This is a genomic window from Thalassospira sp. CA1, from assembly GCF_059052855.1.
In genome coordinates this window covers 1-16,010 of sequence record NZ_JBZCIA010000017.1, presented here as the reverse complement: position 1 = coordinate 16,010, position 16,010 = coordinate 1, and the positions used below count along the sequence as shown (strand labels likewise).

13 protein-coding genes and 1 tRNA gene are annotated in these 16,010 nt (G+C 54.9%); all 14 read left to right on the top strand.

Annotated features, from left to right (window positions below; all coding sequences use genetic code 11):
* The coding region (locus AC5Q5A_RS19620) for an EF-Tu C-terminal domain-related protein (RefSeq protein WP_493896341.1) at positions 1–225 on the top strand (225 nt) is incomplete at its 5' end.
* 131 nt (positions 226–356) lie between these two features.
* Positions 357–432: transfer RNA gene (locus AC5Q5A_RS19615), tRNA-Trp, on the top strand.
* A 50-nt stretch (positions 433–482) separates the two neighbouring features.
* Entirely contained in the window at positions 483–680 is a 198-nt protein-coding gene (gene secE / locus AC5Q5A_RS19610) for a preprotein translocase subunit SecE (RefSeq protein WP_040824880.1), read from the top strand.
* 2 nt (positions 681–682) lie between these two features.
* A complete protein-coding gene (gene nusG / locus AC5Q5A_RS19605) occupies positions 683–1,213 on the top strand; it encodes a transcription termination/antitermination protein NusG (protein WP_008892331.1) in 531 nt (176 codons plus the stop codon).
* Positions 1,214–1,318: 105 nt separating this feature from the next.
* Positions 1,319–1,747: a 50S ribosomal protein L11 gene (gene rplK, locus AC5Q5A_RS19600; protein ID WP_008892332.1), complete on the top strand. Its 429-nt coding sequence runs from the start codon at positions 1,319–1,321 to the stop codon at positions 1,745–1,747.
* A gap of 4 nt (positions 1,748–1,751) precedes the next feature.
* On the top strand, positions 1,752–2,450 hold the full coding sequence (gene rplA / locus AC5Q5A_RS19595) for a 50S ribosomal protein L1 (protein WP_063087032.1): 699 nt from the start codon (positions 1,752–1,754) through the stop codon (positions 2,448–2,450).
* Between the two features lie 279 nt (positions 2,451–2,729).
* On the top strand, positions 2,730–3,248 hold the full coding sequence (gene rplJ / locus AC5Q5A_RS19590) for a 50S ribosomal protein L10 (protein WP_493896340.1): 519 nt from the start codon (positions 2,730–2,732) through the stop codon (positions 3,246–3,248).
* A 55-nt stretch (positions 3,249–3,303) separates the two neighbouring features.
* Positions 3,304–3,681 (top strand): 50S ribosomal protein L7/L12, encoded by a 378-nt coding sequence (gene rplL, locus AC5Q5A_RS19585; RefSeq protein WP_493896339.1) that lies wholly within the window; start codon positions 3,304–3,306, stop codon positions 3,679–3,681.
* Positions 3,682–4,059: 378 nt separating this feature from the next.
* Positions 4,060–8,226, top strand: coding sequence for a DNA-directed RNA polymerase subunit beta (gene rpoB, locus AC5Q5A_RS19580; RefSeq protein WP_063087030.1), 4,167 nt, complete (start codon positions 4,060–4,062; stop codon positions 8,224–8,226).
* A gap of 108 nt (positions 8,227–8,334) precedes the next feature.
* Positions 8,335–12,522 carry a DNA-directed RNA polymerase subunit beta' gene (rpoC, locus tag AC5Q5A_RS19575; protein ID WP_008892338.1) on the top strand — a complete coding sequence of 1,396 codons (4,188 nt, stop codon included), beginning with the start codon at positions 8,335–8,337 and terminating at the stop codon, positions 12,520–12,522.
* A gap of 371 nt (positions 12,523–12,893) precedes the next feature.
* Positions 12,894–13,265, top strand: coding sequence for a 30S ribosomal protein S12 (gene rpsL / locus AC5Q5A_RS19570; protein ID WP_008892339.1), 372 nt, complete (start codon positions 12,894–12,896; stop codon positions 13,263–13,265).
* 12 nt (positions 13,266–13,277) lie between these two features.
* A complete protein-coding gene (gene rpsG / locus AC5Q5A_RS19565; protein ID WP_007092426.1) occupies positions 13,278–13,745 on the top strand; it encodes a 30S ribosomal protein S7 in 468 nt (155 codons plus the stop codon).
* A 27-nt stretch (positions 13,746–13,772) separates the two neighbouring features.
* On the top strand, positions 13,773–15,854 hold the full coding sequence (fusA, locus tag AC5Q5A_RS19560) for an elongation factor G (RefSeq protein ID WP_493896338.1): 2,082 nt from the start codon (positions 13,773–13,775) through the stop codon (positions 15,852–15,854).
* Between the two features lie 28 nt (positions 15,855–15,882).
* Positions 15,883–16,010 (top strand): GTP-binding protein (locus AC5Q5A_RS19555; protein WP_287446871.1); only part of this gene is annotated, 128 nt, incomplete at its 3' end.

Genomic DNA, 16,010 nt, shown 5'->3' with positions numbered 1-16,010 from the left:
ACGCCGTTCTTCTCGAACTACCGTCCGCAGTTCTACTTCCGTACGACTGACGTAACCGGTTCGATCGAGCTGCCGGCTGGCACCGAAATGGTTATGCCGGGCGACAACGTTCAGATGACCGCAACTCTCATTGCACCGATCGCAATGGACGAAGGTCTGCGTTTCGCAATCCGTGAAGGCGGTCGTACCGTCGGTGCGGGTGTTGTTGCGAAAATCATCGAATAATTTTTGAGATTTTGCACGATTGAGTGCTTGATCTTGGATGTGCGGGCGGCTATAACCCGCCCGCACACCCCGCCACCCGGGCGGGATTTAGTCAGGAAGAAGATAAGCTTTTCAACTTTCTGATGTCTTGTAGGAGTGTAGCTCAGTTGGTAGAGCATCGGTCTCCAAAACCGAGTGTCGGGGGTTCGAGTCCCTCCTCTCCTGCCACTTTTTCCGGGTTGTGAAATAAAGCATTAGAAAGCGGTGTAACCCCGACAATGGCTAAAACGTCGCCAGCACAATTCGTACAGCAGGTCCGCTCCGAAGCGAAAAAAGTTTCGTGGCCGTCCCGTAAGGAAACGACTGTTTCGACCATCATGGTTTTCGTGATGGTTGCTCTTGCGTCTGTTTTCTTCTTTGTTGTCGATCAGCTCCTCGCATGGGGTGTTAAGCTGGTCTTTGGTGTTGGGGGTTGATTATGGCGCATCGCTGGTACGTTTTGCACGTTCACTCCGGTTTTGAGAAAAAGGTCGCCCAGTCGATCCGCGAACAGGCCATCAAGAAAGGTCTGGAAGGCGAGATCGAAGAAGTTCTGGTGCCGACCGAAGAGACTGTCGAGGTGCGTCGCGGCGCAAAGGTCAATGCCGAGCGGAAGTTTTTCCCGGGCTATGTCCTGCTGAAGATGGATCTCACTGACGAAAGCTGGCATCTGGTGAAAAACACCGCCAAGGTTACCGATTTCCTCGGCAGCCGTGGCAAGCCGATGCCGATTTCCGAAAAGGAAGCTCAGCACATTCTGCATCAGGTGCAGGAAGGTGTTGATCGTCCGAAGCCGACCATCGCATTCGATATCGGCGAGGAAGTACGTGTTTCCGACGGTCCGTTTGCATCGTTTAACGGGATTGTCGAAGGGGTTGATGAAGAACGTGCACGCCTGAAGGTGTCTGTTTCGATCTTCGGTCGTTCAACTCCGGTCGAGCTGGAATACACCCAGGTCGAGAAGCTTTAAAAAACGATCTTGAAAATTTAAGTCGCTGCTTGTATACGCAGGCAGCAATCAAGGCGCGGGAGGTCAGCCATGGCCGTACCGCGCGCTTCTTTAAGAGGTACCCTAATGGCGAAGAAAATCGACGGCTATCTTAAGCTGCAGATTCCCGCCGGCAAAGCCAACCCGTCGCCGCCTGTCGGCCCGGCTCTTGGTCAGCGCGGCGTGAATATCATGGAATTCTGCAAGGCGTTCAACGCAGCGACCCAGCAGATGGAACCTGGTATGCCGATTCCGGTCGTCATCACCGTTTATTCCGACCGTTCCTTCTCTTTCGTAACCAAAACCCCGCCGGCATCCTACTTCCTGAAAAAGGCAGCAGGCATTGCCAAGGGCTCCGGCACCACCGGTAAAGGTTATGTTGGTAAAGTAACCAAAGCACAGGTCAAAGAAATCGCAGAAGCCAAAATGGCTGACCTCAACGCATTTGACGTTGATGGCGCGATGGCAATGATCGAGGGCTCTGCCCGTGCGATGGGTCTCGAGGTTGTGGAGTAAGACGATGGCCAAGACTGGTAAACGCCTTGCCCAGGCCTATGAGGGCATCGACCGTAACACCCAGTACGAACTTGCAGCTGCTGTAAAGCTCGTCAAAGAAGGTGCAAAAGCCAAATTCGATGAAACCATCGAAATGGCCATGAACCTTGGTGTTGATCCGCGTCACGCTGACCAGATGGTCCGTGGTGTTGTTTCCCTGCCGCATGGTACCGGTAAAACCATGCGCGTTGCTGTCTTCGCAAAAGAAGCCAAAGCAGAAGAAGCCCAGAAAGCTGGTGCAGACGCTGTTGGCGCCGAAGACCTGATGGAAGCAATGCAGAAAGGCGATCTGAACTATGATCGCGTTATTGCAACCCCGGACATGATGGCTGTTGTCGGCCGTCTCGGTAAGGTACTCGGCCCGCGCGGCCTGATGCCGAACCCGAAACTCGGCACCGTGACCATGGATGTTGCGACCGCTGTTTCCGACGCAAAAGCTGGCCAGGTCCAGTTCCGCGCCGAGAAAAACGGTATCGTTCATGCAGGTATTGGCAAGGCATCGTTCAGCGAAGAACAGATCCTTGAGAATGCAAAAGCATTCGTCGATGCGATCGTAAAAGCAAAACCGACAGGCGCAAAAGGTGTTTACCTGCAGCGCGCTGCGATCAGCTCCACCATGGGTGCTGGCGTGAAACTGTCGATTGCTGACATCGCGTCGAAGTAAGAAATTTCGAATTCTGACCGGTCTTCGGATCGGTCAGGACCGGAGAGGGCTTTAGGCCCTCTCTACCTGTCTGTCCCAGACTGCAGGTGAGTGGGATTTGCCGCTCTTAATTCCCTGCATAGGCAGAGGTTCCGGTTCTTAGTTTTCCCCATCGGGGATTCACACAAGGCTTGAACATCTGGCAAACGGACGGGCGTCACAGACCAGTTCGAAAGGACTGGTCGCGTCTGTGAACCTCCTTGTGGGGTTCAGGGCAATAAGCAATGTCGGAGACTAAAAGTGAACCGCGATGAAAAACAACAGTTCGTAGCAGAAATGCGCGAAGTGTTCGAAGGTGCGGAAGGCGTCGTCATCACCCAGTATAAGGGTCTGACGGTTGCTGAAATCACCGCTCTTCGTGCACAGATGCGTGATTCTGGTGCGGGCTTCAAGGTCACCAAAAACCGGCTTACGCGACTTGCTCTGGAAGGCACCAAATTTGCTGGTCTTGCAGACTACTTCACCGGTCCGACCGCGATTGGCTACTCAGCTGATCCGGCTTCGGTCGCAAAAGTAGCCTCCGAGTTCGCGAAATCCAACGACAAGCTGGTTCTTGTTGCTGGTGCCATCGGCGAACAGGTTCTCGATGAACAGGGCATCAAAGCTCTGGCAGAACTGCCGTCGCTGGACGAACTTCGTGCGAAACTGGTTGGTATGATCCAGACCCCGGCACAGCGTATCGCTATGCTGACCTCCAAGCCGGCGGGCCAGATCGCCCAGGTGCTGAAGGCATATGCCGACAAAGGCGAAGCCGCGTAAACCAAAGTAATCAGATATCTCAGATATCTAAGTTCAAGCCTAGGAGTATAGTAAAATGGCCGATCTTAAGGCACTCGTTGAAGAGCTTTCCAAGCTCACCGTTCTTGAAGCTGCAGAACTTTCCAAAATGCTCGAAGAAGAGTGGGGCGTTTCCGCCGCTGCTCCGGTAGCTGTTGCTGCTGCTGGTGGCGCTGCTGCCGGTGGTGCTGCTGCTGAAGAAAAAACCGAATTCGACGTTATCCTCGCTTCTGCTGGCGACAAGAAAATCAACGTCATTAAAGAAGTACGCGGCATCACCGGTCTTGGCCTCAAAGAAGCCAAAGACCTGGTTGAAGGCGCTCCGAAAGCCGTCAAAGAAGGCGTTGCTAAGGACGAAGCCGAAGAAATCAAGAAGAAGCTGGAAGAAGCCGGCGCAACCGTCGAACTCAAATAATCGACGGCTTCTTGCCAAGGTCTGGGTCGGCGTCCTTCGGGCGCCGGCCCTTCCGTCTCTGTGCACTACGGCAATCGTGCCGAGCCCGTGCAGAGGCGCGAACAGGAATTTAACGGTTGACGCTGCCAAAGGTAATCGTACATAACGTAAGGCCGTTTAGGTCAGAGGTTATCTTTGACGGCGTCGACAGCCGAGGGATCAGTGATCTCAATCAAGTTGGATGTCAAATAACATCCACAGTCATAATCAAGTGAACGCCCGCCCCGTACGGGGCTCGGGCGTCGTTGTGCTGTATGCGTTTTGCGCGACTCGCAAACGTGACAGAGCAGGGACGAACGAGTTCGGACGGTGTGGGGAGGCGCGATTAAAGGAACGATGATGGATAAGTCCTTTACTGGTCGAAAGCGCATCCGCAAAAGCTTTGGACGGATCAGCGAAGTCGCTCCGCTCCCGAATCTCATCGAGGTTCAAAAGAATTCCTACGATAAGTTTTTGCAGACCGGAATCTCGCAGGAGCAGCGAGACGATGCAGGTCTTCAGGAAGTATTCAAGAGCGTCTTTCCGATTAAAGATTTTTCGGAACGCGCAACTCTTGAATTTGTTTCCTATGAGCTTGAGCAGCCCAAATACGATACCGAAGAGTGCCGCCAGCGTGGTATGACCTTTGCCGCACCGCTGCGCGTTACCCTGCGTCTGGTTGTCTGGGATATCGACGAGGACACGGGTGCCCGTTCGATCCGCGATATCAAGGAACAGGACGTTTACATGGGCGACATGCCGCTCATGACCGAACACGGTACCTTTATCGTGAACGGCACCGAGCGTGTGATTGTTTCCCAGATGCACCGTTCGCCGGGCGTCTTCTTCGACCATGACAAGGGCAAGAGCCACAGCTCGGGCAAATATCTGTTTGCCGCACGTGTCATTCCGTATCGTGGATCCTGGCTCGATTTCGAATTCGATGCCAAAGACATTCTTTACGTCCGTATCGACCGTCGCCGCAAACTGCCGGCGACCACGCTGCTTATGGCTCTTGAAAACGAAGAGTCCGAACAGCTGCGTGCACAGCGTGCCGAAGAAGGCCGTTCTGTCGATCCGTCGGAAATCGAAGGTCTGACCCCGGAAGAAATCCTCAACTATTACTATGAGTCGGCTGAATACCGCCGCACCAAGGATGGTTGGGTTACCGATTTCAGCGTCGAGCGTTACATTGGCCAGAAGCTTGTCTTCGATCTGATCGATGCCAAAAGCGGCGAAGTTGTTGCTGCGGCTGGTTCCAAGATCACCAAGCGTTCTGCTGGCAAAATCGCCGAACAGGGTGTCACCGAGATCCTCGTGCCCGAAGAGCAGCTTAACGGCTGGTTCATGGCTGATGACCTCATCGATGGTGAAACCGGCGAGATCCTGGCTGAAGCCGGCCACGAACTGACCGAGGAAGTGTTCGAGCAGCTGAAAGAATGGGGTGTTGATTCCGTTCGTCTGCTGATGATCGACCACAACCAGGTTGGTCCGTATCTGCGCAACACCATGGCGCTGGACAAGAACAGCAACCGCGAAGAAGCCCTTGTGGACATCTATCGCGTGATGCGCCCGGGCGAACCGCCGACCCTCGAGGGTGCGGAAGCCATGTTCAAGGGCCTGTTCTTCGATTCAGAGCGTTATGACCTTTCCGCGGTTGGCCGCGTGAAAATGAATGCGCGTCTGAACCTCGAATGTGCAGACACCGTTCGTATCCTGCGTCGCGAAGACATTCTGGAAGTCGTCCGTGTTCTGATCGACCTGAAAGACGGTCGTGGCGAGATTGACGATATTGACCACCTCGGCAACCGTCGTCTGCGTTCGGTTGGCGAGCTGATGGAAAACCAGTTCCGCGTTGGTCTGCTGCGTATGGAACGTGCGATCCGCGAGCGTATGAGCTCGGTCGAGATCGACAACGTCATGCCGCATGACCTGATCAATGCCAAGCCGGTTGCGGCTGCTGTTCGTGAATTCTTCGGCTCCTCGCAGCTGTCGCAGTTCATGGACCAGACCAACCCGCTTTCGGAAATTACCCACAAACGTCGTCTTTCGGCGCTTGGCCCGGGTGGTTTGACCCGTGAGCGTGCAGGCTTTGAAGTGCGTGACGTTCATCCGACCCACTATGGTCGTATCTGCCCGGTTGAAACGCCGGAAGGTCCGAACATTGGTCTGATCAACTCGCTGGCGACCTTTGCCCGCGTCAACCAGTACGGCTTCATTGAAAGCCCGTATCGTAAGGTTGTCGATGGTAACGTCACCGCAGAGGTTATTTACCTCTCGGCGATCGAAGAAGGCCGTTATGTCATCGCACAGGCAAACGAACCGCTTAACGCTGACTTCAGCTTTACCAACGAACTGATCAACACCCGTAAGGCCGGTGACCACTACATGGCCCGCTCCGAAGAGATCGACCTGATGGACGTCTCGCCGAAGCAGCTGGTATCGGTCGCATCCGCGCTCATTCCGTTCCTCGAGAACGATGACGCGAACCGCGCACTGATGGGCTCGAACATGCAGCGTCAGGCGGTTCCGTTGATCCGCTCCGAGGCTCCGTATGTCGGGACCGGTATGGAAGTTCCGGTGGCACGTGATTCGGGTGCAACCCTGATCGCACGCCGTGATGGTGTTGTTGAATCCGTTGACGCGACCCGTATGGTCATTCGCGCAACTGGTGACATTGCTGCTTCGGAATCGGGTGTCGATATTTACACCCTGCTGAAATATCAGCGTTCCAACCAGGGCAGCTGCATCAACCAGCGTCCGCTGGTGAAAGTTGGCGATGTTGTCCAGAAGGGTGACATCATTTCGGATGGTCCGTGTACCGATATGGGTGAACTCGCCCTCGGCCGTAACGTGCTCGTCGCGTTCATGCCGTGGAACGGTTACAACTTCGAGGACTCCATCCTTCTGTCCGAACGTATTGCCCGTGATGACGTCTATACCTCGATCCACATCGAGGAATTCGAAGTCATGGCCCGCGATACCAAGCTCGGTCAGGAAGAAATCACCCGTGATATTCCGAACGTCGGTGAAGAAGCGCTCAAAAACCTCGACGAGGCGGGCATTGTCTACATCGGTGCGGAAATCAAACCGGGCGATATCCTTGTCGGTAAGGTAACGCCAAAGGGCGAAAGCCCGATGACGCCGGAAGAAAAACTTCTGCGCGCCATCTTCGGTGAAAAAGCATCTGACGTTCGCGATACCTCGCTTCGTGTCCCGCCGGGACAGTTCGGTACTATTGTTGAAGTCCGCGTGTTCTCACGTCGTGGCGTTGACAAGGACGAACGTGCTCTGGCGATCGAACGCGCAGAAATCGAACGTCTCGCACAGGACCGCGATGACGAACGTGCGATCCTCGAGCGTAACTTCTATGGTCGTTTGCAGAACCTTCTGGTTGGTCAGAAACTGGTTGATGGTCCGAAGGGCCTGACCGGTGAGTTGACCGAAGAAAGCCTTTCGGGTGTTGCCCGTGGTCTTTGGCGCCAGATCGCTGTTGCAGATGACAATGTCATGTCGGACATCGAAGCTCTGAAAAAACAGTTCGAGGAATCGATTGCTGTTCTTCAGGCCCGCTTCGATGACAAGGTCGACAAACTGCAGGCCGGTGACGAACTGCCGCCGGGCGTGATGAAGATGGTCAAAGTCTTCGTCGCAGTTAAACGTAAAATGCAGCCGGGTGATAAAATGGCCGGCCGTCACGGGAACAAGGGTGTCGTATCGCGCATTATGCCGGTTGAAGACATGCCGCACCTCGAAGACGGTACGCCGGTCGATATCGTTTTGAACCCGCTGGGTGTTCCGTCGCGTATGAACGTCGGCCAGATCCTTGAAACCCACCTTGGTTGGGCGTCTCGTGGTCTGGGCGAACAGATCGGCGAACTCGTCGATGCTGTTGCCGATGGTCGTGGCGAGATGGATGACCTGCGCAGCAAGCTTAATGATGTCTACGAAGGCGAAGAATACATCGCCGGCATCAAAGAGCTTTCTGATGGCGAAGTCATTGAACTTGGTAACAACCTGCGTCGCGGCGTCCCGATGGCCACCCCGGTCTTCGACGGTGCCCGTGAGCCGGATGTTGTTCGTATGCTTGAAAAGGCAGGCCTCGATGGTTCTGGCCAGGTCGATCTCTATGACGGTCGTACCGGTGAGAAATTCCATCGCAAGGTGACAGTGGGCTATATCTACATGCTCAAACTGCACCACTTGGTCGACGACAAGATCCACGCACGTTCGATTGGTCCGTACTCTCTTGTTACCCAGCAGCCGCTGGGTGGTAAGGCGCAGTTCGGTGGCCAGCGTTTCGGGGAGATGGAAGTGTGGGCACTCGAAGCTTACGGTGCCGCTTACACCCTCCAGGAAATGCTTACGGTCAAGTCGGATGACGTTTCGGGCCGTACCAAGGTCTACGAAGCCATTGTTCGCGGCGAAGACACCTTCGAAGCCGGCATTCCGGAATCCTTTAACGTTCTCGTTAAAGAACTCCGTTCGCTTGGCCTCAATGTCGAGCTTGAGCAGAACGATTTCTAAGTGTTTGGCTGACAGGGGTGCCCATCCGGGCATCCCGGTCGCCAAATCGCATCTTTCGGCCTGAAATTGGCGAAACCCGGCGAGACCGGGCATAGCGGGAGAGCCTTTATGAACGAGTTGATGAAGATCTTCGGGCAGCCGCAGGGCACCCAGAGCTTCGATCAGATCCGGATTCAGATTGCCAGCCCGGAGCGTATCCGCTCCTGGTCGTTCGGCGAGATCAAGAAACCGGAAACCATCAACTACCGGACCTTCAAACCGGAGCGCGACGGCCTGTTCTGTGCGCGCATTTTTGGTCCGGTGAAGGACTACGAATGCTTGTGCGGTAAGTACAAGCGTATGAAGTATCGCGGCATTATCTGTGAGAAATGCGGCGTCGAAGTGACTCTGGCCAAAGTACGTCGTGAACGTATGGGCCATATCGAACTGGCGGCACCTGTTGCCCACATCTGGTTCATGAAGTCGCTGCCGAGCCGTCTGGGTCTGCTGCTGGACATGACGCTCAAGGATCTTGAGCGCATTCTGTACTTCGAAAACTATGTGGTTATCGAACCGGGCCTTACCCCGCTTAAAATGGGTGAGCTCCTGTCCGAAGACCAGTATATGACCGCCCAGGAAGAATATGGCGAAGACAGCTTCCGCGCCGGTATCGGTGCAGAGGCCATCCGCGATATGCTTGCGGCGATCGACCTTGATGAAGAACGCGAAACCGCGAAAATCGACCTCAAGGAAACCAATTCCGAAGCCAAGCGCAAGAAGCTGGTCAAGCGTCTCAAGCTGATTGAGGCCTTCCAGGAATCCGGCGCACGCCCGGAATGGATGATTCTTGAAGTGATCCCGGTTATCCCGCCGGAACTGCGCCCGCTGGTTCCGCTGGATGGCGGCCGTTTCGCGACCTCGGATCTGAACGACCTTTACCGTCGTGTGATCAACCGTAACAACCGTCTGAAGCGCCTGATCGAGCTTCGTGCGCCTGATATTATCGTGCGTAACGAAAAACGTATGCTTCAGGAATCGGTTGATGCGCTGTTTGACAACGGTCGTCGCGGTCGTCCGATCACTGGTGCCAACAAGCGTCCGCTCAAATCGATGTCGGACATGCTCAAAGGCAAGCAGGGTCGTTTCCGTCAGAACCTTCTGGGTAAACGCGTCGACTATTCCGGTCGTTCGGTTATTACCGTGGGTCCGAACCTGAAACTGCACCAGTGCGGTCTGCCAAAGAAAATGGCGCTCGAACTGTTCAAGCCGTTCGTCTACGCGAAGCTGGAACTGTACGGGATGGCCACCACCATCAAGGCTGCAAAGCGCATGGTGGAAAAAGAGCGCGCCGAAGTCTGGGATATCCTCGAACAGGTTATCCGCGAACACCCGGTTATGCTCAACCGTGCACCGACGCTTCACCGTCTTGGTATTCAGGCGTTCGAGCCTACCCTGATCGAAGGTAAGGCCATCCAGCTGCACCCGCTCGTTTGTACTGCGTTTAACGCGGACTTCGACGGTGACCAGATGGCTGTCCACGTACCGCTGTCGCTTGAAGCCCAGCTTGAAGCACGTACCCTGATGATGTCGACCAACAACATCCTGTCGCCGGCATCGGGTAAACCGATCATCGTGCCGTCGCAGGACATCGTCCTTGGTCTGTACTACATCTCCATGGAGCGTGATGGTCAGCCGGGCGAGGGCATGTCGTTTGTTAACATCGCCGAGATCGAGCAGGCTCTGGATGAAGGTGTTGTAAACCTGCATTCCAAGGTCAATGCCCGTTACCACACGGTTGATGAAAACAACGAACCGATCACCGTTCGTGTTGCCACCACCCCGGGCCGCATGCTGCTGTCGGAACTTCTGCCGCGTCATCCGCGCATTCCGTTCTCGACCATCAACAAGCTGCTTACCAAGAAAGACGTCTCGAACGTTATCGACGTCGTCTATCGTCACTGTGGCCAGAAAGAGACCGTTATCTTTGCTGACCGCATGATGGGCCTTGGTTTCAACTGGGCATGTAAAGCCGGTATTTCGTTTGGCAAGGATGACATGATCATTCCGGACGCCAAGGAAAAGCTGGTTGGCGAGACCCATGAAAAGGTCAAGGAATACGAGCAGCAGTACCAGGATGGTCTCATCACCCGTGGTGAGAAATACAACAAGGTTGTTGACGCCTGGGCACAGTGCACCGACGACGTTTCCGAAGCGATGATGAAAGTCATCTCGGCAACGGCTGAAGGTGACAATGTGAACTCGGTTTACATGATGGCGCACTCCGGTGCCCGTGGTTCTGCCGCCCAGATGCGTCAGCTGGCTGCTATGCGTGGCCTGATGGCGAAACCGGATGGCTCGATCATCGAGACGCCGATTATTTCGAACTTTAAAGAAGGCCTGACCGTGCAGGAGTACTTCAACTCCACCCACGGTGCTCGTAAAGGTCTGGCTGATACCGCACTGAAAACGGCGAACTCGGGTTACCTGACCCGTCGTCTCGTTGACGTGGCCCAGGACTGCATCATCACTCAGCATGATTGCGGTACTGATCGTGGTCTCGACATCGCAGCCGTCGTCGACTCCGGTGAGGTTATCGAAACCCTTTCCGATCGTATCCTCGGTCGTTTCACCGCTGACGAGATTGTCAATCCGTCGACCGGTGAAATCATCGTACCGAAGAACGAAATGGTCGAAGAAGATCACCTTGATCTGATCGAAAAGGCTGGCGTCGAAATGGCGCGTATCCGTTCGGTTCTGACCTGTGACGCCGAAACCGGTGTTTGCGGCCATTGCTATGGTCGTGACCTGGCCCGCGGTACCACGGTCAACATCGGTGAAGCTGTCGGTGTTATCGCCGCACAGTCGATCGGTGAGCCAGGTACCCAGCTGACCATGCGTACGTTCCACATTGGTGGTGCCGCGCAGCGTGGTGCAGAAGTTTCCGGTGTCGAAGCAAACTTCGATGCCACCGTGAAACTGAAAAACCGCGCGGTTGTTGAGAACTCGTCGGGCGTGAACATCGTCATGGCGCGTAACCTCGAGATCCTGTTGATCGACAAGACCGGTCGTGAACGTGCGAAATATCGCGTTCCGTATGGTGCGAAACTTCTGACCGATGAAGGCGCGCAGGTTACCCGTGGCCAGAAACTGGCTGAATGGGATCCGTACACCCTGCCGATCATCACCGAGAAAGAAGGTTACGTGAACTATGTCGACCTTCTCGAGAACGTAACCATTCGCGAAGTCTATGACGAAGCGACCGGTATCGCCTCGAAGACGGTTATCGACTGGAAGAGCATGCCGAAGGCATCCGACCTTAAGCCGCGCGTTACCCTGCGTAACGAAAACGGCGAGGTCATCAACCTGGATAACGGTCTTGAAGCCCGTTACTTCCTCTCGGTTGATGCTATTCTCTCGGTCGAGAACGGTCAGAAGGTCGCCGCTGGTGACGTGCTTGCACGTATCCCGCGTGAAGGTTCGAAAACCCGTGACATTACCGGTGGTCTGCCGCGCGTTGCCGAGCTGTTCGAAGCCCGTAAACCGAAAGAACACGCGATTATCTCGGATATCCCGGGTCGCGTCGAATTCGGCAAGGACTACAAGAACAAGCGTCGCGTCGTGGTTCATCCGCTCGAAGACTCGGGTTTGACCGAACCGGTCGAATACCTGATCCCGAAAGGCAAGCACCTTGCCGTTCAGGAAGGCGACTTCGTCGAGCAGGGCGATCAGCTTCTCGATGGTTCACCGGTTCCGCACGACATTCTGCGTGTTATGGGCGTCCCGGCACTGGCAGATTACCTGGTCAACGAGATCCAGGAAGTCTACCGTCTGCAGGGCGTGAAGATTAACGACAAGCACATCGAAGTCATCGTACGTCAGATGCTGCAGAAAGTGGAAATCACCAAACCGGGTGACACCACGCTTCTGGTTGGCGAAATCATTGACCGCGTTGATTTTGATGCTGAAAACGAACGTGCTCTTAAAGAAGGCGGCGAACTGGCCGAAGGCGCACCGGTCCTCCAGGGGATCACCAAAGCCTCGCTCCAGACGCACTCCTTCATTTCGGCCGCGTCGTTCCAGGAAACCACGCGCGTTCTTACCGAGGCAGCTGTCTCGGGCAAAACCGATACGCTTATCGGTCTGAAAGAGAACGTCATCGTGGGTCGTTTGATCCCGGCTGGTACCGGGGCGGTGATGAACCGCTTCCGTGCACTGGCTGCCGAACGCGACAAAAATGTACAGATCGAAGCAGAAGAGGAAATCGGCGACAACTTTGGTCCGCAATCCGATACTGCTTCACTGCCGGCAGGCGAATAAGTTCGTCGCGTCAGACAGTTAAAAAGAATCAGAAACGAGCCGGACTCTTATCGACGCACCGGCTCGTTTCGGCGTTTGAAGCGCCAACTCGAAGGCCCAGAGGGTTTTGCTTGACGCAAAAGGGGCCCGTCACTAGTATGCGCCCACCGAATCTAGGGGGGGGCAACTGTGCCGGTGCCGTTTTGTGCGGTAGCGGGCGGTTTTCGCCCCCCATCGCTTGAGTGCGACTCTGACGGCCGTCGAGGCAGGAACTCCTGCTTTTATGGGCGTCCGCGCGTGTTTTTGTACTTGTACAAAGACGCGTGGTCGCTCGTCGTGCGTCGATAAGAGCAACGCCCTAGTGGCGTCCGTTAAAGTAAAAGGGAAAGTTAATGCCCACTATTAACCAGTTGATCCGCAAAAAGCGGACTCCGCGCACCCAGCGCGATATGGTTCCGGCACTGGAAGCATGCCCGCAGAAACGCGGCGTTTGCACCCGTGTCTATACCACTACCCCGAAGAAGCCGAACTCGGCACTTCGTAAGGTTGCTCGTGTTCGTTTGACCAACGGCTACGAAGTTACCTCTTACATCCCGGGTGAAGGCCACAACCTGCAAGAACACTCCGTCGTAATGATCCGCGGCGGCCGTGTAAAAGATTTGCCGGGTGTCCGTTACCACATCATTCGCGGTACCCTCGATACGCAGGGTGTCAAAGACCGTAAACAGCGTCGTTCGAAATACGGCGCGAAGCGTCCGAAATAAGGAGCAGCTCAGATGTCACGTCGTCACGCTGCTGAAAAGCGCGAAGTTCTGCCTGACGCCAAATATGGCGATAAGGTTCTGACCAAGTTCATGAACGGTCTGATGCTGGATGGTAAAAAATCCGCAGCTGAAAAGATCGTTTATGGTGCCCTGGAAGTTATGGAAGGCAAGGGTGCAGACCCTGTTGCCCAGTTCCACGAAGCCATGGATAACGTGAAGCCGAACGTCGAAGTTCGTTCGCGCCGTGTTGGTGGTGCTACCTACCAGGTTCCGGTTGAAGTTCGTTCCGAGCGTCGTCAGGCTCTGGCCATTCGTTGGCTGGTTGACGCTGCGCGCAAACGTTCCGAGACCACCATGGTTGGTCGTCTTGCAGGCGAACTGATGGACGCAGCCAATAACCGTGGCTCGGCCGTCAAGAAACGCGAAGATACCCACCGTATGGCCGAAGCCAACAAGGCTTTCGCTCATTATCGCTGGTAACCCAGACCTCAGGATCAAGAGTCGATTATGGTACAACGTACTCCGATCTCTCGGTATCGCAATATTGGCATCATGGCACACATCGATGCTGGTAAAACCACGACAACCGAGCGAATTCTTTTCTACACCGGCAAGTCCTACAAAATCGGCGAAGTCCACGACGGCGCCGCGACCATGGACTGGATGGAACAGGAACAGGAACGCGGCATCACGATTACGTCTGCTGCGACGACCTGCTTCTGGAACGACCACCGTATCAACATCATCGATACCCCGGGCCACGTTGACTTCACGATTGAAGTTGAACGTTCGCTGCGCGTTCTCGATGGTGCATGTGCGGTGTTCGATGCCGTTTCCGGTGTTGAACCGCAGACCGAAACCGTATGGCGCCAGGCTGACAAGTACCACGTTCCGCGTATGTGCTTTGTCAACAAAATGGACCGTACCGGTGCGGACTTCTTCCGTTGCGTTAAAATGATCAAGGAACGCCTTGGTGCGAATGCTGCCGTTATGCAGTTGCCGATCGGTTCCGAAGGCGAGTTCGAAGGTGTTGTCGATCTGGTTCGCAACAAGGAAATCGTCTGGAAAGATGAATCCCTTGGCGCGGAATTCGAATATCGCGACATCCGTGACTCCCTTGCAGATCAGGCTGCGGAATACCGCGAAGCCCTGATCGAACAGGCTGTCGAATGCGACGAAGCGGCAATGGAAGCTTACCTCGAAGGCGAAATGCCGACCGAGGAAGTTATCAAGAAGTGCATCCGCAAAGGTACGATCGCTGGTAACCTTGTTCCGGTCCTTCTGGGTACCGCGTTCAAGAACAAAGGCGTTCAGCCGCTTCTTGATGCTGTCATCGACTTCATGCCGGCACCGGACGACATCGACGATGTTCGTGGCGTCAAGCCGAACACCGAAGACGAGCCCGACAGCCGTCCGCTGACCGATGATGCGCCGTTCTCGGCTCTTGCGTTTAAGATCATGTCCGACCCGTTTGTCGGTTCATTGACCTTCATTCGTATCTATTCCGGTGTTCTGGATGCCGGTTCGTATGTTCTGAACTCTGTCAAAGAGAAAAAAGAACGTATTGGCCGTATGCTGCTTATGCATTCAAACAACCGTGAAGAAATCAAATACGCATGCTCGGGCGACATCGTTGCTCTGGTTGGCATGAAGGACACCACCACTGGTGATACCCTTTGTGACCCGGCCAAGCCGATCATTCTCGAGCGTATGGAATTCCCGGATCCGGTTATCGAAATCGCTGTAGAGCCGAAATCAAAAGCCGACCAGGAAAAAATGGGTCTCGCCCTTGCGCGTCTTGCACAGGAAGATCCGTCGTTCCGCGTCAAATCCGACCACGAATCCGGCCAGACCATCATCTCGGGTATGGGCGAACTTCACCTCGACATTATTGTCGATCGTATGAAGCGTGAATTCAAAGTCGAAGCAAATGTCGGTGCGCCGCAGGTTGCCTATCGTGAAACCATCTCGAAGTCGGTCGATATCGACTACACCCACAAAAAGCAGTCGGGTGGTTCGGGTCAGTTCGCACGTATCAAGTTGACCTTCACCCCGGGTGAACCGGGTTCGGGCTTCTCCTTCTCCGATACCGTTGTTGGCGGTAACGTTCCGAAGGAATATATCCCGGGCGTACAGAAAGGTCTGGAAAGCTCGCTGCACAGTGGTGTGATTGCAGGCTTCCCGGTAACCGACTTCTCGATCACCCTGACCGATGGTGCATATCACGACGTTGACTCGAGCGTCATGGCCTTCGAAATCGCTGCACGCGGCGCATTCCGCGAAGGTCTTGCAAAAGCTTCGCCGAAGCTGCTCGAGCCGATCATGAAGGTCGAGGTTGTGACCCCGGAAGAATACATGGGCGACATCATTGGCGACCTGAACAGCCGTCGTGGCCAGGTCCGTGACATGGACTCCCGTGGTATTGCCCGCGTTGTTAACGCTTTCGTACCGCTGGCGAACATGTTCGGTTACGTCAACACGCTGCGTTCCATGTCCCAGGGCCGTGCCCAGTTCGTGATGCAGTTCGATCATTATGCCGACGTCCCGCAGGCAGTTGCGGACGAAGTCAAAGCCAAATCGGCCGGCTAAGGGCCAGCTAGAATAAACGGAGTTAGAAATGGCTAAAGAAAAGTTTGAGCGTACAAAACCGCACGTTAACGTTGGCACCATCGGCCACGTTGACCACGGTAAAACCACGCTGACCGCAGCAATCACCAAAGTTCTGGCAGAAGCCGGTGGCGCTTC